Origin of the sequence: Ancylobacter koreensis, from assembly GCF_023016525.1 — a bacterium.
Lineage (GTDB): Bacteria > Pseudomonadota > Alphaproteobacteria > Rhizobiales > Xanthobacteraceae > Ancylobacter > Ancylobacter koreensis.
In genome coordinates this window covers 94,419-112,006 of the sequence record NZ_JALKCG010000009.1, presented here as the reverse complement: position 1 = coordinate 112,006, position 17,588 = coordinate 94,419, and the positions used below count along the sequence as shown (strand labels likewise).

General features: G+C 69.0%; 10 protein-coding genes and 1 tRNA gene. 5 read left to right on the top strand and 6 right to left on the bottom strand.

Features of this window, described 5'->3' with window-relative positions:
• Nucleotides 1–98: 98 nt before the first annotated feature.
• Nucleotides 99–5,213 (bottom strand): autotransporter family protein, encoded by a 5,115-nt coding sequence (locus tag MWN33_RS17735; protein WP_247202380.1) that lies wholly within the window; start codon nt 5,211–5,213, stop codon nt 99–101.
• A gap of 579 nt (nt 5,214–5,792) precedes the next feature.
• On the opposite strand from MWN33_RS17735, the gene MWN33_RS17730 reads away from it, so the two are divergent.
• On the top strand, nt 5,793–6,341 hold the full coding sequence (locus tag MWN33_RS17730; protein ID WP_247202379.1) for a recombinase family protein: 549 nt from the start codon (nt 5,793–5,795) through the stop codon (nt 6,339–6,341).
• 51 nt (nt 6,342–6,392) lie between these two features.
• Here MWN33_RS17730 and MWN33_RS17725 read toward each other — a convergent pair whose 3' ends face one another.
• The gene (locus MWN33_RS17725) at nt 6,393–6,971 is read right to left on the bottom strand and encodes an invasion associated locus B family protein (RefSeq protein ID WP_247202378.1); all 579 of its coding nucleotides are present in this window, start codon (nt 6,969–6,971) and stop codon (nt 6,393–6,395) included.
• A 126-nt stretch (nt 6,972–7,097) separates the two neighbouring features.
• On the bottom strand, nt 7,098–7,307 hold the full coding sequence (locus MWN33_RS17720) for a hypothetical protein (RefSeq protein WP_247202377.1): 210 nt from the start codon (nt 7,305–7,307) through the stop codon (nt 7,098–7,100).
• A 196-nt stretch (nt 7,308–7,503) separates the two neighbouring features.
• Between MWN33_RS17720 and MWN33_RS17715 the strand changes: the two genes are divergently transcribed.
• Nucleotides 7,504–7,761: a hypothetical protein gene (locus tag MWN33_RS17715; RefSeq protein WP_247202376.1), complete on the top strand. Its 258-nt coding sequence runs from the start codon at nt 7,504–7,506 to the stop codon at nt 7,759–7,761.
• Between the two features lie 17 nt (nt 7,762–7,778).
• Here MWN33_RS17715 and MWN33_RS17710 read toward each other — a convergent pair whose 3' ends face one another.
• Nucleotides 7,779–8,267: a DUF6790 family protein gene (locus MWN33_RS17710; protein ID WP_247202375.1), complete on the bottom strand. Its 489-nt coding sequence runs from the start codon at nt 8,265–8,267 to the stop codon at nt 7,779–7,781.
• A gap of 258 nt (nt 8,268–8,525) precedes the next feature.
• On the opposite strand from MWN33_RS17710, the gene MWN33_RS17705 reads away from it, so the two are divergent.
• From MWN33_RS17705 to MWN33_RS17695, 3 genes are all read left to right on the top strand, one after another.
• A tRNA-Gln gene (locus MWN33_RS17705) sits at nt 8,526–8,599 on the top strand.
• Nucleotides 8,600–8,752: 153 nt separating this feature from the next.
• Nucleotides 8,753–9,457 carry a glutathione S-transferase C-terminal domain-containing protein gene (locus MWN33_RS17700; protein ID WP_247202374.1) on the top strand — a complete coding sequence of 235 codons (705 nt, stop codon included), beginning with the start codon at nt 8,753–8,755 and terminating at the stop codon, nt 9,455–9,457.
• A gap of 231 nt (nt 9,458–9,688) precedes the next feature.
• Nucleotides 9,689–9,895: a DUF1127 domain-containing protein gene (locus MWN33_RS17695; protein WP_247202373.1), complete on the top strand. Its 207-nt coding sequence runs from the start codon at nt 9,689–9,691 to the stop codon at nt 9,893–9,895.
• On the opposite strand, the gene pbpC is transcribed toward MWN33_RS17695, so the two are convergent.
• A complete protein-coding gene (gene pbpC, locus MWN33_RS17690; protein WP_247202372.1) occupies nt 9,882–11,993 on the bottom strand; it encodes a penicillin-binding protein 1C in 2,112 nt (703 codons plus the stop codon). The two genes, MWN33_RS17695 and pbpC, sit on opposite strands and share 14 nt — an antisense overlap.
• A gap of 33 nt (nt 11,994–12,026) precedes the next feature.
• Nucleotides 12,027–17,393, bottom strand: coding sequence for an alpha-2-macroglobulin family protein (locus tag MWN33_RS17685; RefSeq protein ID WP_247202371.1), 5,367 nt, complete (start codon nt 17,391–17,393; stop codon nt 12,027–12,029).
• Between the last annotated feature and the right edge of the window lie 195 nt (nt 17,394–17,588).

Below are 17,588 nucleotides of genomic sequence, written 5' to 3'. Positions count from 1 at the left end.
CGAACGGGCTGTCAAAGCAATGGGCCGACCACGAGGCCGGCCCATTCCGAGGTTGTTTCAGGCGTTCCGCAGCCGTGCGGTGCCCGCCTGGACGGAGATCACCAGCGGAACTTGATACCGCCCTGCCCGACCCAGCCCTCGACATCGCCGAAGTTGTATTCGGCGTTGCCGAAAAGCGCCACGGTGCTGTTGAGGTCGGCGGTGAAGCCGAGGCCGGCATTGTACCAGGTGCCGTTGATGTCGCTGGTCAGCACGGTGCCCGCCACGTTGGTCTTGTTGTCGCCCATGAACTCGGACAGCACGTTGAACGTCGCGTAGGGCGTGATCGTCTGGCCGGTTGCCATCACATAGGTCGACTGGACCTGCAGGCCCAAGCGGCCGATGAGCGACTGGGCATCGCCCGGCGAGACGTAGGTGCCGATCGAGTCGTAGTAGTCATCCTGCTTGGCGACGACATAGGCGAGCTGCACCTGCGGCTGGATGACCCACGCATTGGGCATCTCGAAGCCGTAGCCCACCTCGGCAGAGGCACCCCACACATTCGCGCTGGTATTGGCAGTGACGTTGCTCGTCGAGGTGATGTCGATGTCCAGCACGTCGACCTTGCCGACGAGGTCGGTGTAGAAACCCGCGCCCGGGGCCAGGCCGACCTGCCGGATCGAGGTGTAGATACCCGCCGACCAGCCGTTGATGTCCATCGACGAGCCGCTGTCCCACGAGGTCCAGTCGCCGGCGACGTCCACGTCAGACCAGCCATAGCCGCCGAAGGCGCCGGCCGTGACGCGCCAGCCGCTATAGTCGAAGGTGTAGTCGCCGCCGGCCTGCATGCCCCAGGTCTGCTGGCTGAAGTCCCAGCCGCCGGACACGTCATAGGTCAGGTCCGAACCGCCGCCGCGGCCCCACATCTGGAACTTCGGCGCCGGCAGCGGCTGGAAGGCCGGAGCCTTGCCGGTGACCGGGTCGAGATCGGCGTTGCGGCCCTCGAACTGCTCCTGCTGGCGCATCTCGCCGAGGCGCTTATAGAGCGTGTCCATGCCGGCGTAGAAGTGGTTCTGCACCGCCGACGGCGCCGTCGCGTAGCTGGTGGCCTGCGAGGTGTAGCCCGCGCGCAGGAACCAGTCGCCACCGCTGCTGGCGTCCGACATGCCGCCGGTGGTCGGGTCCTGATACAGCCGGTAGGCGAAGGCGCCGGCCATCACCTCGCGCCGGCCGCTGACCGGGTTCTGCGCGAGCTGGAAGGTTTCGTCGGGCGAGAGATGGCCCTCGGTGATGTCGACCACCTTGATGCCCGAACCCACCGTCGTGCCGGTGTTGATGCCTTCGCCCGGATTGGTGTTGTTCACATAGATCGTCGTGACGGCTTCGGAGGAGACGTTGCCGTTGATCACCAGAATGTCCGTCGCGCTCGCCGCGTCGTACAGGAAGGTGTCGATCAGCAGGTTGCCGCCGCCGATATAGTCGCCGTTGATGGTGAAGCGGTCGCCGGCGACGTCCTGCGGGATGCCGGAGACGAACTGGCCGTTATGCAGGGCGATGGTGCCCTGGTTGATGAAGGTCGCGGCCGGCAGGTCGCCCAGCGTCTCGTCACCGTCATGGTGATAGAGCTCGACGCGGGTGTTGCTGGTGCCGTCCACGGAATTGCCCGCCACATCGAGCACGCCGCCGGTGACCTTGAGGAAGCCGGCGTCCGGGCCGGTGTAAATCTCGCGATAGCCGGCCTCATCGGCCGAGCCCTCCAGCACGAAAGTGCCGGTGTCGAGATCGGCCTTCGAGTCGGTGAGGCGCAGATAGGAGGTGGGATCGACCACCACGAGGCCGTCCGTGCCCTCCGTCCCGTTGAAGTTCACATAACGCTGCGTCAGCTCGAGATAGGAGTTCTTGGAGACGCCGAGCTGCTGAAAGTGCTCCACATCGTCGAGCGACAGCGTGCTGCCATTGGTGACGACCAGCGTGTCGAAACCGCGGCCACCGTCGAGACCGCCCCAGATCGAGAAGTTCGAGTTCATGTTGTCGAGGCCGGACAGCTTGACGTAATCGTCACCATCGCCGCCACGGATGTTGTCGAGGCGGATCCAGCTATCCTCGTCGTCGGTGCCGGCGACCACGATGGTGTCGTCGCCGTCGCCGCCGTCGATATCGTCGAGGCGGATCTGGCCGCCATCGGCGATGACGCCGATGAAGTCGCCGCCGCTGTTGCCGTCGATGTCCTTGCCGCTGATCTCACCGCCCCGCTGGGCGAACAGGACGATCTTGTCGTCATTGTCGTGGTAGTGGCCGTACTCGCCGTCGCCCTCGATATTGTCGAAGCGGATCTCGCCGCCCTTGTCGGCGATCAGGAAGACCTTGTCGTCGCCCTTGCCGCCCTTGATGTCGTCGACGGTGATCTCGCCGCCCTTCTCCGCCGACAGCTTGATGGTGTCGTCGTCGTCGCCGCCGTCGATGTCGTCGACCTTGATCTCGGCACCCTTCTCGGCGAACAGCCCGATGAAGTCCTCGTCGTCGCCGCCGTCGATATCGTCGGCGCGGATGTCGCTGCGGCGATCCTCGGCCGACAGCACGATCACATCGTCTCCGTCGCCGCCGTCGATGTCGTGGACATAGATGTCGCCGCCATCCGACACGAACAGGCCGATGAAGTCCGTGCCGTCATTACCGTCGATATTGTCGCCGACGATCGTGCCGCCATCGGTGGCCGACAGGATGATCTTGTCGTCATTGTCGCGATAGCGGCCGTACTCGCCGTCGCCTTCGATGTCGTTGAAGCGGATCTCGCCGCCCTTCTCCGCCGACAGGAAGATCTTGTCGTCGCCCTTGCCGCCCTTGATGTCGTCGACGGTGATCTCGCCGCCCTTCTCCGCCGACAGCTTGATGGTGTCGTCGTCCTCGCCGCCGTCGATGTCGTCGATCTTGATCTCGGCGCCCTTCTCGGCGAACAGGCCGATGAAGTCTTCGCCATCGCCACCGTCGATGTCATGGGCGCGGATGTCGCTGCGGCCATCCTCGGCCGACAGGACGATCACGTCGTCATCGTCGCCGCCGTCGATGTCGCGGACATAGATGTCGCCGCCATCCGAGGCGAACAGGCCGATGAAGTCCTCGCCATCATTGCCGTCGATGTTCTCGCCGGAAATCTTGCCACCATCCTTGGCGGTAAGAACGATCACGTCGTCCTCGCTGCGGTGCCAGCTGCGGCCGTAGCCGTACCCGCTGTCGCCGTCGCCCGCGATGTCGTCGAAGCGGATCTCGCCGCCGTCGTCGGCGGTCAGGAAGATCTTGTCGTCGCCCTTGCCGCCGGTGATGTCATCGACCTTGATCTCACCGCCCGTGTCGGCCGAGAGCTTGATCTCGTCGTCGCCGTCGCCGCCCTTGATGTCGTCGAGGGTGATCTCGCCGCCCTTCTCCGCCGACAGCTTGATGGTGTCGTCGTCCTCGCCGCCGTCGATGTCGTCGATCTTGATCTCGGCGCCCTTCTCGGCAAACAGGCCGATGAAGTCTTCGCCGTCGCCGCCGTCGATGTCATGGGCGCGGATGTCGCTGCGGCCGTCCTCGGCCGACAGGACGATCACGTCGTCATCGTCGCCGCCATCGATGTCGCGGACATAGATGTCGCCGCCATCCGAGGCGAACAGGCCGATGAAGTCCTCGCCATCATTGCCGTCGATGTTCTCGCCGGAAATCTTGCCGCCGTCCTTCGCGGTAAGGACGATCACGTCGTCCTCGCTGCGGTGCCAGCTGCGGCCGTAGCCGTACCCACTGTCGCCGTCGCCCGCGATGTCGTCGAAGCGGATCTCGCCGCCGTCGTCGGCGGTCAGGAAGATCTTGTCGTCGCCCTTGCCGCCGGTGATGTCATCGACCTTGATCTCGCCGCCCGTGTCGGCCGAGAGCTTGATCTCGTCGTCGCCGTCGCCGCCCTTGATGTCGTCGAGCCGGATCTCGCCGCCCTTCTCCGCCGACAGCTTGATGGTGTCGTCGTCCTCGCCGCCGTCGATGTCGTCGAGCTTGATCTCGGCGCCCTTCTCGGCGAACAGGCCGATGAAGTCTTCGCCGTCGCCGCCGTCGATGTCATGGGCGCGGATGTCGCTGCGGCCGTCCTCGGCCGACAGGATGATCACGTCGTCATCGTCGCCGCCGTCGATATCGCGGACATAGATGTCGCCGCCATCCGAGGCGAACAGGCCGATGAAGTCCTCGCCGTCATTGCCGTCAATGTTCTCGCCGGAAATCTTGCCGCCCTTATCGGCCGTCAGGACGATCTTGTCGTTCTCGCGGCTCCAGCGGCTGCCATAGCCATAGCCGCCGTCACCGGAGATGTCGTCGAAGCGGATCTCGCCGCCCTTCTCGGCGGTCAGGTAGATCTTGTCACTCCCATCGCCGCCCGAAATGTCGTCGACGGTGATCTTGCCGCCCTTCTCCGCGAACAGCCCGACGAAATCGTTGTCTTCACCGGCCCGGATGTCGTCGCCCTTGATCTCTCCACCCTTCTCGGCCGAGAGGATGATGACATCGTCGTCGTCCAGATGATGGCCGCCGTAGCTGCCATTACCCTCGATGTCGTCGAAGGTGATGAGTCCGTCGTCATCCGCCTTCAGCTTGATGAAATCGTCGCCGGAGCCGCCGCTGATGTCCTTCTCGAACAGGACGTAATTGCTGTCCCCGGACGCGGTCGCGATGATCTTGTCCTCGCCCGAGCCGCCCTTGACCTCGCCGCCCATCGTCACGTCGCCGTGGAGAGCGTTGATCAGAATTTCGTCGTCGCCCTTGTCGCCGCTGACGTCTTCGTGGATGCCCACCCAGTAATCCGCAGTCGAATCCGCGCTGCCGATGGTGATCTTGTCGTTGCCGTCGCCGCCGGACACCGAGCCGCCATATTCGACATTGCCCGTGTTGGCCGAGACGCCGTCGGCACCGATGAAGATGGTGTCGCCGCCCGCCTTGCCCAGGAGCTCGATGGCGTCCCAGGTCGTGCCGTCGAAGCCGTAGGTGCCGCCGAGAACCTTGATGGAATCGGGATCGTCCGTGCCGACAATGTCGGTCGACACGTAGCCAGCCGTGGTATCGCAGACGATGGTGGAGGTGCCGTTGCCCGTGCAGCTCGTCGCCGAAGCGGGCTGCGGCGCCACCGTCACCGCGAGGGCGACGAAGACCGTGCTGAGCGCAAGCGTGGAGACCGAGCTGAACAGCGCCCCCTTACGGTGCTCCACCGCCGGAGACATTAGCGACTTACGCTTCGCAGCCAGCTTCGAACCACGCGCCCAACGGCGCGACGCCGCAATAACGGTCGACATCAAACAGCTCCCAACCCATCGGCGGAATAAACTCCCGCCTTTTCCAAATTTGCCCGTACTTCCGGCTCTCGGTCCGGATTCGGTTTCGGCATCGGGAAGCTAGATCGGCGCCACGAAAAGCGGCAAGAGGCTGATCAAACCGGCAGTATCGCATAATTCCGGCTCTCAAAAAAAACCGCCGCCCCGCGCTGACCGCAAGAGGGTCACAGAAATGCCCTATGTTCAACGGGTTGTGGATTCGCACGTTTCGCGTGCAAAATTTCACAAATTCCCTCATATTAATACCTGCTCATTTTGCCTTCCCGCGCCGGTGGTGATTGGCGCCGTGTGTGCTATTTTTGCTACGCATTCGGGGAAGGGATGAACGACGGTCGTCACTTTGGGCGACCGCGTTCCGTCCGCAGAAAGCGGCCTGCGGGGAACATGCTGGTTGGTTATTGTGTAGTGGAACCCGATGGCCAGCAGGCCAACGGGGCGGCCTTCGACAACGTGCACGGAAGCGCCGATATGAGCCGGGACAGCGAAGCAACGCTGCGCCACCCGGACATCGCCCAGCTTGAGAAGCTCGGCTGCGAGCGCGTCTTCTCCGATATCGAGGACGACCGGCGCGCCGACCGGCCCGGGCTGCGCGCGGCGATCGAATTCATGCGCGGGGGCGACGTGCTGGTCGTGCCGTCCATGTCGCATGTGGGGCACGACATCGAATCTGCGGTCGTCGCCATCGCCCGGCTGAGCGAGAAAGGCGCCACGCTGCAGATCGGCGGCATGGCGATGGATATGATGATCCCGTCCGGCGAGGCGCTGGCCTTTGCGTGCCGGGTTCTTGCGCCGCTCGCCAGCCCGGCCGCCACGCCGCCGGACCTCGATGGCGCGCCGCGCCGGCGCGGCCGGCCGCACTCGCTCTCGAAGAAGGACATCGCCAAGGCGCGGCGCCTGCTGGCCGCCGGCAACGCGGTGCCGCAGGTCGCCCGCGCGCTCGGCGTGTCCTCCGCGACGGTCTATCGAATCTTCCCGCGCCGCGGGCAGAAGCCCGACGCGGAAGGCGCCGAGGAATAGACGCCCCCGCCGGACCCGCGAATCGGGACCCGGACCGCAGGGCCGGCAGCCTCAGCCCTTCAGCGCGGGCAGCGCCTGGTCGATGCCGTCGAGCGGCAGCGCCACCTTCAGCACCTGCCCGTCAACGAAGGTGAAGCTGGCCACCGCCTCCCTGGCGCCCGCCAGCTCCTTGGCGAAGGCTTCGTCGAAGGCGCCGACAGCGTGGCATCCGTTGGACGAGCACGAGGCGAAGTGGAAGTGGCGCGCCGCCCCGCCGTCGAGGCTGATCTCGAGCCCGTCATCGAGCCGTACGCCGAGCGGGGTGCGGAACAGGAAGGCCGGCTCGCCCGCCGGGTTGCGGCCGATCTGCCAGAGCAGCGCGACCTTCTTCGACCTGGCCTCGAGCACCTTCAGGCTCGCCGTGCAACTCTTCCTGTCCTTCACGTCGAGCCGCTCGCGGCAGGTCACGCTCCACTGGCCGAAGGTCTTCGTCGTCGCCTGCGCCGGGGCGAGCTTTCGCGGCTTGGGCGCCTCGGCCTTGCTCTCGGTCTTCACAGGTGCGGCCGTCTGCGCGCTCGCGGGCTGGGCCACCGCGAGCGCCAGCGGCAGGATCAGCGCAAGCGGCGCGGCGAGCTTGACGGACAGGAACATCGAAACCTCCGGGGAGAACGCATCATCGTCGGGCGCGGCGTGGAGCGGTGCCGGGCGCGCGGCCGGCGCGCCCAATTCATCGCAGTCGCGGGAGAAACACAATCGGCATTGCCGGCTACCGGCACCTCAGCGCGGGGAGCGCACCGCGCGCACCAGCACGCTTGTCGCCAGCAAGATGGCAGCGGTGGCGATGCCGGCGGTGACGACGCCCGCCGGCGTCCAGCGCGCGCTGGCCTGAACGGCGACAAACCTGCCGACCCGCAGGTCCCACACCGCCTTCATCTCTTCGGGGTGACAGGGATATGGCGGCGTCTCGCTGCCCGGCTGGTCGGCCATCTCGTCTCTCCGCGCGGATCGTCCGGCCGGACATTCCTACTCCCCGCCGGTGGCGGCGCCTAGTGCCGCCGATTCGCCCAAGAGCGGAGAACCGGGAAGAGAGCGAAGAACCGGGAAGGCGGCATCTTGACGCTTGTCGTCGTGCCCGAAGCCCCTACATCGGCTCACGGCCGCAAATGGCCCTGAGAGGAGTGAGATGTCGTCGCGTTTCGTTCGGTTCGATCCGGAGACCGTTGAGCTTCTGGACAGATGCGCCGCCAGGGCGCAGCAGGTCGCCCGCCAGATGCACCCCGATGCCAATGACGAGGATACCCGCACCCGCCTTGCCTCGGCGCTGATCGAGGCGCTGCAGCTGGGCGAGACCGACGAGGCCAGCCTCGTCGCCTTCGCCCTGCGGGTGCTTCCCGCCGCGCGCGAGGATGCGTTCGGCCGTGCGCCCGCGACGGCTGCTTGAGCGGTCGCGCCCACGTGTCAGCCGCGCACGCGGTGGCGGCCGGCCCACACCACGAGCGCCGGCAGCAGCACGGCCTGTACCACCGTGATCAGCAGCAGCAGTCCGAAATTGTTCGGCGCGAAATCATGCGCGTCGATCGCCTCGCGCACATGGCCGACGGCCACGCCGGCGAAGAACAGCGCCGTGTACAAGGCGGCGGCGGCCTGGAATGGCAGGCTCCGCCAGAAGGCGAGCACCGCCACGACGCCGATCGAGAGGTCGGCGACGCCGATCTCGAACTGGAAGGGCGACACCTGCCAGCCGATCGACTGCGCGGCGATTTCGGGAAAGAACACGTGAAAGAGGCCCGCCCACAGCGAGGCCACGCCGACCGGCAGCAGGAGCAGCCAGCGCAGCAACCTGTTCGGCAGCGGCTCCTCCCCGCCCGTCATGAAGGCCGCCGCGACGGCGATGACGAACAGGAAGGCCGGCAGATTGGTAAGGACGAAACGGATTGCCTCGGCCATCGTAAGAAATCCCGGCTGTGGAACGCGATGGGCGAACACTACGCCGCCGGCCCGAAACGAAGCCAGCGCGAAACGTGCGCTCGACGCGGCGCGCTCCCGCTTCAGGCGCGGTTGCGGAACTGTCATCGAAACTGTGCATGAGGGGGTAGACCGCGAAGGAGCGAGGCGCTATATCCCCCGCGTTCGCCGCCGGGTCCTGCCGACCCGGCCGCCGGGCTTGCGAATGCAGGTAAATCCCTGAAATTCCAGAGCCTTCGGTGGGGGATAGTTTAACGGTAGAACTGCGGACTCTGACTCCGTTAGTCCAGGTTCGAATCCTGGTCCCCCAGCCAACCTGTTTTCCTAAGACATTTCCTTGAGTGCTTCGCCTTCGTGCGACAGGCCCGCTCCACGCCTGTCGTCCTGCGCCGAAGCGCGGTTGCGCTTGACCGCCGCCCCGCCGCCCTGCACCACGGAGCCGGCCACAGCGAGCCGGAGGCACCCGCTTGATCACGCTCTATTCCTATCCCGAGCTTTTCGGCGTCGCGGACAATAATGGCTATGGGCTGAAGGTCTTCGCCTATCTGCGGCTGGCCGGCCTGCCCTTCGATCACCGGCACGTGGTCGATACGTCGGCGGCACCGCGCGGCCAGCTTCCCTATATCGACGACGATGGCGAGATCGTCGGCGACAGCGAGGCCATCCTCGCCCATCTCGCTGCCCGTCACGGCATCGATCTCGACGCCGGACTGACGCAGGCCCAGCACGACACAACGCTGATGGCGACGCGCCTGCTCGACGATCTCTACTGGGTGATGTCCTACTCGCGCTGGAAGGACCCGGCCTTCTGGCCGGCGTTCAGCGCCGCGCTGCGCCGCGAGCATCCGGAGCTGACCGACGAGGTGCTGCAGCAGGCGCGGGACTACAATGCCCAGCGCTACCATTTCCAGGGGATCGGCCGCTACGCGCCGGAAGCCGCCTATGCACGCGGCCTCGCCGATCTCGCCGTGCTGGCGCGGCTGGTGCCGGCGGAAGGCTATGTGTTCGGCCCCCGCCCGGCCCGCCTCGACGCGGCTATCTACGGCTTCGTCGCCAACATCCTCTTCTACGAGATCGACACGCCGCTACGGCGCTTCGTGCAGGGGGCGGAGAATCTGGTCCGCCATTGCCGCGCGATCCATGCCGCCATCGCGGACGTTAACAGAGCGTAAGCGCCGCCCGCTGCAGGCATACCTCCGACGCCGGTTTCGACCTCGATTCATGCACTGAATGCAATATTAAGGTAATATAATACCTTAATTGCCTATTTTCGTCGTTTCTGGCGGATTTCCGGGACCTCCAACCCATGCATGCCTGTCAGTGCTGTCATGCAGCATTCCGCCTTTTGCGGCGCGAAAGCGCGGCTATATTGCTGGCATACAGAATACGAAATGGAGACCACGATGAGCACCGTTACCCTTTCCCGCCACAGCTCGCCGGACTTCTTCTCGCGCGTCGTCGAGAGTGTTGCCGCCTTCTTCGAAGCCGTCAGCGAAGGCCGCCAGATCGCCCAGCGCTACGAGGCCCTGTCCCGCCTTTCGGACGCCGCCCTCGCCAAGCGTGGCCTGACCCGCCAGGACATCGCCCGCGCCGCCGTCAGCGGCCGCTGATCGTCCCGGCCGCTGATCCGGCCGGTTCGCGAATACGCAGGGTGACGCTGTCGGACGATCCCACAGCGTCCATCACGGTCAGGCGAACGAAACCTGCGCCCGCCGGCTGCCAGAAGAACGTGGCGGCATTGGCGGGCTCGCCGGCCGGTACGCCGTCCACGAACACCGTCAGGCGGCCCGTGCCGCCGCTGACCTTCAGCGCCAGCGGCTCGTCCGCCTCGCGCTCCAGACTTGCCCCGTCCGGCGGAAACGCGATGCGGGGACCCACGCCCTCACCGATCTGACCCGCCATCCGGCCGAAGCGTCGGAGCGGCGGCGGCAGCTCGGCATTTCGCGCGACGATCGCCTCGCCCGGCACCGGCCCGAAGGGCGCCGGCCGCGTCATCAGGCGCGCAAAGGCCTCGAACAGGATCGGCGCCGCCGCCTCGCGCCCGATCATGCCCGGCACGGGCTGCCCGTCCGGCCGGCCCACCCACACCGCCACCGTCCGCCGCCCGTCAAAGCCGACCGCCCAGGCGTCGCGGTAGCCGAAGGACGTGCCGGTCTTGAAAGCGATGCGCCCCGCCCGCTCGTTGCGCGGCGCCGGCGTGCCGGCCAGCGTGTCGGCGAGATACCAGGCCGCCACCGGGCTCATCAGCCGGCGCGCGCGCTCCCCTCCGGTCGTTCCCCCGTCGAGCCGCTCGCGCAGCGGATGCGCCATCCCGCCATCGGCGATGCCGCCATAGAGGCCGGCCAGCGCGTCGAGGCTTATGCCCGCGCCGCCCAGCCCCACCGCCAGCCCCGGCACCTCGCCGGGCGGCAGCTTCAGCGCGAAGCCGGACTGGCCGAGCCGGCTGGCGAGGCGCTGCGGCCCCACCGCCTGCAAAAGCACCACGGCGGGCACGTTCAGCGAGAGTTGCAGCGCCTGCCGCACCGAGACCGTGCCCTGATACTCGCGATCGAAATTGCGCGGGCGATAGGCGCCGAAGCGCGCAGGCCGGTCCTCGATCAGCGTCTCGGGGTGGGCCAAGCCGTCCTCGAAGGCGAGGCCGTAGATGAAGGGCTTCAGTGTCGAACCGGGCGAGCGCTGGGCGCGCGTCAGGTCGACGGCGCCGGCGCGGGCGGCGTCCAGAGGATCGGCGCCGCTGACGCGGGCCAGCACCTCGCCGCTCGCATTGTCGACCATCACCATGGCGAGCGACACGCCGGGCCCGAGCTCGCGCACCCGCTCGCCGGCCAGTTCCTCCAGCCGCGCCTGCGCCACCGCGTCGATGGCAAGGCGGTGCTCGCGCGCCGCCGGGCGCTCGCGGCGCGCCGCCTCCGCCGCATGTGCGGCCAGCATCGGCAGGGCGAGGCGCCGTGCCTGCAGGGGCGCGCGGTGGGCGAACTCCGCCTCCGGCGCGCCGAACAGGCCGGCCTCGGCGAGCCGCGCCAGCACCTTGTCGCGGGCGAGGTCGGCGCGCTCGGGGTTGCGGTCGGGTCGGCGGGCCTCGGGCGCCTGCGGCAGCGACACCAGCAGCGCCGCCTCGGCCAACGTCAGCCGGCGCGGCTCCTTGCCGAACCAGGCGAGGCTCGCCGCGCGCACGCCTTCTATATTGCCGCCATAGGGCGCCAGCGTGAGATAGAGGCCGAGGATCTCGCGCTTGGAAAGCCGCGCCTCCAGCTCGATGGCGCGGCGCATTTCGGAAAGCTTGGCGCCGATCTTCGCAAGCGTGCCACCGCCCGCGCGCGGCTCCAGCAGCCGCGCCACCTGCATGGTCAGCGTCGAGCCGCCGGAGACGATCCGTCCATGCACCAGCATCTGCCCGGCCGCGCGCAGCAGGGCGAGCGGATCGACGCCGCCATGCTGCCAGAAGCGGCGGTCCTCATAGGCGACCAGCATGTCGACATAGCGCCGGTCGACCTCGCCCGGCTCCGCCTTGAGCCGCCAGCGCCCGTCCTTGAGCGCAAAGGGTCGCAGCAGCCTTCCCTCGCGGTCCAGCACCTCGACCGAGAGAGCGGGAGACGGGGCGGGAGGCGCGGCCGCGCGCACGCCGGCGAGCCAGGCGGTGCTGCCGCCGGCCACCAGCATCGTACCGAGCACAGCGAGCCCGGCGCCGCGCCGCAGCGCCGCCCTCATCGCGCCCTCCCCACGCCCTTCATCGCCGCGCCCTCACCGTGCCGGCCCCGTCACTTCGGTGCGTCCCGCCGCCGTACGGGCGAAGCGGCCGGGGCGGTACATGTCTTCGACGATGGCGGGGGGATGGGCGTAGCTGCCCGGCGAGACGGCGCGCACGATATAGGCGACGCGCAACGCCTGCGCCTCCTCCGAGCCCTGGGTGAGATCGAAGGCGGCCGCGAAGAAGGTATCGCGGAACTCGGCATGCGCCGGCTGGGTGGTGTCGCCGAGCCAGGACAGCACGCCGACATCCGAGCCGACGGCAAGGCTCGGATTGTCGATCTCGAAGCCCGCCGGGAGGTGATCGACCAGCAGCACGTGGCTCGGCCCGGCCTCGTCCTCCTGCGCCTCCAGCAGCACGACGAGCCGCTGGTTCTGCGCCACCTTCGCCGGGTCGGCCGGCTGGCCCTCCAGCGTGAAGTAGCTGCGCGTCAGCGCGAAGCCGTTCGCCGCCGCCGGCTCGGGCGTCGCCGGCGGGCCGTCGATGGAGACGGCGACCTCGAGCGGCGCGGTGCCGCGATTGGTCAGCACGATGGGCTTGGCGAGTTCGTCCGGCGTCAGCGTGCGCTCGTAAATGCCGGTCTGCGCGCGCCCGTCGACATCGACCGCGATACCGCGCCCCTCGCGCGCCGCGCGGGCGGCGAGCAGCAGCCACGCATCTTCCTGCGTCGAGGTCGGGCCGGCATCGACGAAGGCGGTGGCGATGCGCGCCCGCGCCGTGCGCGCCTTGCCGGTAAAGCCGGCTTCCGAGGCGAGCGTCGCCACCCCGGCGGCGTCGCGCAGGATGGAGCCGAAATCCGGCCGGCCGGTCGCCACCGTCTCCGCCGCGTCCGGCAGCAGTTCGAGCGCCGCGCCGAACACCTTCTCCGCCCGCCCCTTGTCGCCCAGCAGAGCGAGCGAGGCGGCGAGCTGGCCGCGCGCGAAGGCGCTCCCCACCTCCTCCAGCTTGGCGTCGGCGATGTAGCGCAGATCGCCCAGGGGCGCCCGGCCGTTGCGCGCCAGAACATAGATCGCATAGGCGGTGCCGTCGTCGGTGGCGCCGTCGCCAGCATAGGCGAGCGCGTTGCGCAGCCGGTCGAGCGCCATGGCGAAGGGCTGCTCGGGCACGGCATGGCCCTTCTCGCGGGCGCGGGTGAGGAAATCGGTGACATAGGCGTCGAGCCACAGATCGTTGCCGCCCGCCTCCCACAGTCCGAAGGAGCCGTCCGAACCCTGCCGCGCGAGGAGGCGGGCAATGGCGTTGCGGATGGTCTCGGCCGGCTCCTGCCCGAGCCGGAAACGCGCCGGCGGGCCGAAGTCGGAGAGATAGAGCAGCGGCAGCGCGCGGCTGGTGAGCTGCTCGGAACAGGCGAAGGGATAGCGGTCGAGCGCGCCGATCAGCGCCGGCACGTCGAGCGCCGGATCGAGCCCGGCGAAGACGCTGACCCCGCCGCGCCCCGGCACGAGGTCGGCCACGAGGTCGCGGCTCAGCGTCAGGCTCTCGCCCGGCGCCAGCGTGTCGACACTGCGGCGGGAGATCGCGGGATAGGCGGGGCGCAGGTCGAGCCGGTAGTCGCGCGCGATGGCGAGCCCGCCGGGGCCTGACAGGCGGACGGAGAGTTCCGCCTCGCCAATGCCGGTGCCCTGAAGTTGAAGGTTGAACGCCTGCCGGCCGCCCTTCTCCAGCGGCACCGTCTTCGGCGCGCTGGCGACCGAGATCGGCCCGTCCGTCACCACGTCGAGCGCATAGTCGCCGGCCTCGCCGTCGACATTGGCAATGGCGAGGTTGAGCGTCGAGCGGTCGCCGGCGGCGAGGAAGCGCGGCAGCGTCGCCGTGATGACGACGGGATCGCGAATGACGACATCGGCCTGCGCATGGCCGACCGCCGCCTCCGACCACGCCACCGCCATCAGCCGGCCGGTGCCGTCGAAGGGCGGGATGGTGAAGTCGACCGTTCCCCGGCCCTCGCCGTCGAGCTTCACGAGGCCCGAGAACAGGGCGAGCGGGGGCTGCGTCGGCGGCTCGGCCTGCAGCCCGCCTTCCATGGCGTCGCCGCCCGCGCGCAGCCGGCCGCGCGTGCCCAGCATGCCGTCGATGAGCTGGCCGTAGAAGTCGCGCACCTGCGTGCCGAGCGCGCGCTGGCTCAGATAGAAGCCGTCGGGGTCCGGCGTCTTGAAGGCGGTGAGGTTGAGAATGCCGACATCGACCAGCGCCAGCGTCACATAGGCCTCGCCCTTGCCGGCACCGGTGATGCGCACCGGCACGGAGAGCGTGGTCTCCGGCCGCACCAGCGAGGGCGCGTCGAGCTTCACGTCCAGCACGCGCTGCGCGCGGTCGACGCCGAACCAGGCGAGGCCGATGGCGCGGCCGGGATTGCGGCCGGCGGCGACATCCAGCGGACGGTGCAGGAAGGCGAGCGCATAGGCGCCCGGCGCCCAGCCGGCGGTGGCCGTGAACTCCACCGCGCTGTCGCCGGCGGGAACGTCCAGCGTCTTCGAGGCGAGCACGCCGTCGCCGACGATGAGCACGGTGGCCGAGCCGGCATAGCGGCTGGTGAGGTTCACCCTCACGGTCTCGCCGTCATTGTACTGGGACTTGTCGAGCCCGACGTCGAGCCGGTCGGGCGCGTCGGCGGTGGCCCCGCCGCCCCAGCCGGCCTCGAAGGGCACGGCGGTGGCGATGCGCCCGTCGCTCACCTCCAGCCGGTAGCGGCCCCAGCCGACCGGCACGCTGAGCCGCGCCGGCACGCCGCCGGTGAGTTCCACCGCGCCGTCGGCGACCTTGGCGACGCTTTCTACCGGCTCGAAATCCCAGGCGCCGCCGAGGCGATACCACTGGTAGCGCGTCTCCAGCCGATAGAGCGCCCATCGCCCGGCTTTGAGCGCCACCGGCGCGCCGGCAGCGTCGAAGGCCTGCACCTCGAAGCCCGCCTGCGCGTTCTCGCCCGGGCCGGCGCCTTCGAAGAGCGGTTTCACACCGATGCCGACGCCATTGGGCCGCACCGGCAGCACCAGCGAGCGGCGCACCGCCCGCCCGCCCCCTTCATTGAGTGACACGAAGATCTCCGCCTCCAGCGGGCGGGCGCTCGGCGGCAGCGTGGGCAGGCTGGCGGCAAGGCTCGCCTTGCCCTGCGCATCCGTCACGGCGGAGGCGGCGAGCGGCTCGCGCACCGGCGTGAAGCCGTCATCCGGCCGGCCGAAGCGCCAGCCGGCAAGACCGGGGCGCTGGTCGGCGACGCGCACTTCGATCTCGCCCTCGACATCGAGGCCGGCGGCCGGCGGGCCGAACAGCCAGCGCCCGTCCGCCGCCACCGTCACCGGCGTGCCCGGCGCAATATCCGTGGCGGCAGAGGAGATGTCGAGCGCCAGCCGCTCGGGCACATAGTCTTCCAGCAGGAAGGTGGTCGCACCGGTCGGGGCGCCGCGCGGGTCGGCATAAGCCTCCACGCGCCAGGTGCCCGTCATGGCGTCGCCCATAAGCGCGAAGCCGACTGTCCGCCCGCCCGCGCCGGCATCCTCCGCCAGCACGCGGCGCTCCTCCACGCCGTCGGGGCGCTTCAGCACGAGGGTGAGCGGGATGCCGCGCGCCGCCGCCACCTGGGGCGCGCGCAGCAGCGCGGTGACGTGCACCGTCTCGCCGGAGCGATAGACGCCGCGCTCGGTGGTGACGAAGGCGTCGAGCTTCTCCGGCGCCGCCCTCCCACCCACACCCCGGTCGGTGAGGTCGAACGCCTGGTCGTCCAGCGAGAGGAAGGCGTAGTCGCCCTCCTTCGCCTGCGCCACCACGACGGTGGGCGCGAAGCCGTCCTTGCCGCGCATCATCCCGGCATCGAAGGTGCCCGTGCCGCTCGCATCCGTGCGGGCGGTCGCCAGCACCTCGTTCGACTTGGCGAGCAGGCGCAGTTCGACGCCTTCCAGCGGCTGCGCGCTGCCGAGCGCGCGCACCAGAACGGTCAGCCCGTTGCTGCCCGAAAGCGCGGTGAGGCCGAGATCGGAGACGACGAACCACTGCGTCGCGCGCGAGCCCCAGTCGTCGTTCGGGTCGGCGGCCTCGCCCGCCGGACGGGCCGTGAGCGCATAGACGCCGGGCGCCAGCATGCCCACCGCCTCGTCGACGGGCAGCGAGGTGGTGACGTCCTCGTTGAGCGGCGAGGCGGTGTCGAGCTCGCCCTTGAACACAAGCTCGGCCTTGCCGTCCTTGAGTTGCTGGACGTCGTAGCCCGCGATGTCGCGGCGGAAATCGCCGTCGAGCGCGGTCGGAATCAGGCTGCGGTCGCCGATGCGGAACATCTCGACCCCGACGCGCGAGGTGTTCACGCTCACCACCGGAATGCCCCGCGGGCCGGTGCGCGGCAGCACGTAGCTGCGGCCGGTGAAGCGCACGCCCGGCTTGCGGTCGCGCACATAGATGGTGAGGTCGGCGCTCTCGCGCAGCGGCTCGGCGGCGATGGAGGACGGCAGCCCCTGCCGCAGCTTCATCTCATAGCTTTCGCCATGCTTCAGCCCCTCGACGCAGAGCTGGCTCGCCTCGCTCGTCACCGCCGGCTTGTCGATCTTCCCGCCGGGACCGCTCAGCGTCACATAGGCCGAATAATCCTGACCGCCGCCGGCCAGCGGCTCGGAGAATTGCACGCAGATGCGCGGGTTCGCCGCGTCCGAATCGACGCTGTAGTCGAGGAGGCGGAAGCCGCGCTCCTCGCGCAGCTTGTCGTAGAAGGCGCGCTGGTCGGGCACGTCCACATAGGCGAGCGCGCTCGCCAGCGTGTCGAGCGCCGGCCGCCAGAGCGAGCGCTGGTCGTAGAGATGCCCGATGGCGAACAGCGCGTCGGCCTGCTGGGCGCGGGTGGCGGCGGTGCGGTAGGCGATGAAGGCCGCGGCCTGCGCGCGTTCGAGGAAGGTGTCGGCGTTCTCGTCATCCTTCGGCTTGATGCGCGAGAGGGCACGCGAGAGGCGCTGCCACAGGCCGGCATCGGCCGGGCTCGCCTGCGCCAGCCGGCCATAGATCTCCGCCGCGCTGCGCGCATCGCCCGCCGCCAGCGCCGCATCGGCGTCCTTGCGAAGCTGGGCGGCCGGCTTGGCGAGCGGGGAGCGGTCGCGGTGCAGCAGCGCCTGCAGCCGGCGCGCCGCCTCCACGAGGTCCGGGCGCGAATAGGTGGCGGGCAGCGCGTCCGACGCCGCCTTTCCGGCCTGCTGGGCTGCATTGGTCAGGGGCTTCGCCGGCTGGGCGCCGCTCGCGGCGGGCTTGGCAGGCTGCGTGCCGCTCGCCGCAGGCTTGGCGGGTGGCGCGGTCTGCGCCGCCGCCGGAGCGGCCAGCGCCGCCACGATCACCGCACCCGCCACCACCCGCGAAAGCCCCGAAAAGGCCAACGAAATCGCGACCATGACACCACCCCCACGAAGACGCTAAGCTGCGTTGCCGGAACGATAGGACGAATCCGGTGCGCGGACCATGACAGGACCGTTCCCCACGCGGCGGCACGGATGTCACACAGCCGAGGATTGCCACGCCGGCGCCATTGAATAGCCGTCCGCGCTTAGGTATACGGGCCGTCATCATCTAAAGGGTCACGCCGTCGC

What these genes read in the sequence shown, in the direction of transcription:
- MWN33_RS17715 (WP_247202376.1), top strand. Translation starts at nt 7,504, where the DNA reads ATGTCGTCGCGTTTCGTTCGGTTCGATCCGGAGACCGTTGAGCTTCTG.
- pbpC (WP_247202372.1), bottom strand. Translation starts at nt 11,993, where the DNA reads ATGAGGGCGGCGCTGCGGCGCGGCGCCGGGCTCGCTGTGCTCGGTACG.
- MWN33_RS17725 (WP_247202378.1), bottom strand. Translation starts at nt 6,971, where the DNA reads ATGTTCCTGTCCGTCAAGCTCGCCGCGCCGCTTGCGCTGATCCTGCCG.
- MWN33_RS17710 (WP_247202375.1), bottom strand. Translation starts at nt 8,267, where the DNA reads ATGGCCGAGGCAATCCGTTTCGTCCTTACCAATCTGCCGGCCTTCCTG.
- MWN33_RS17685 (WP_247202371.1), bottom strand. Translation starts at nt 17,393, where the DNA reads ATGGTCGCGATTTCGTTGGCCTTTTCGGGGCTTTCGCGGGTGGTGGCG.
- MWN33_RS17695 (WP_247202373.1), top strand. Translation starts at nt 9,689, where the DNA reads ATGAGCACCGTTACCCTTTCCCGCCACAGCTCGCCGGACTTCTTCTCG.
- MWN33_RS17735 (WP_247202380.1), bottom strand. Translation starts at nt 5,213, where the DNA reads ATGTCTCCGGCGGTGGAGCACCGTAAGGGGGCGCTGTTCAGCTCGGTC.
- MWN33_RS17720 (WP_247202377.1), bottom strand. Translation starts at nt 7,307, where the DNA reads ATGGCCGACCAGCCGGGCAGCGAGACGCCGCCATATCCCTGTCACCCC.
- MWN33_RS17730 (WP_247202379.1), top strand. Translation starts at nt 5,793, where the DNA reads ATGAGCCGGGACAGCGAAGCAACGCTGCGCCACCCGGACATCGCCCAG.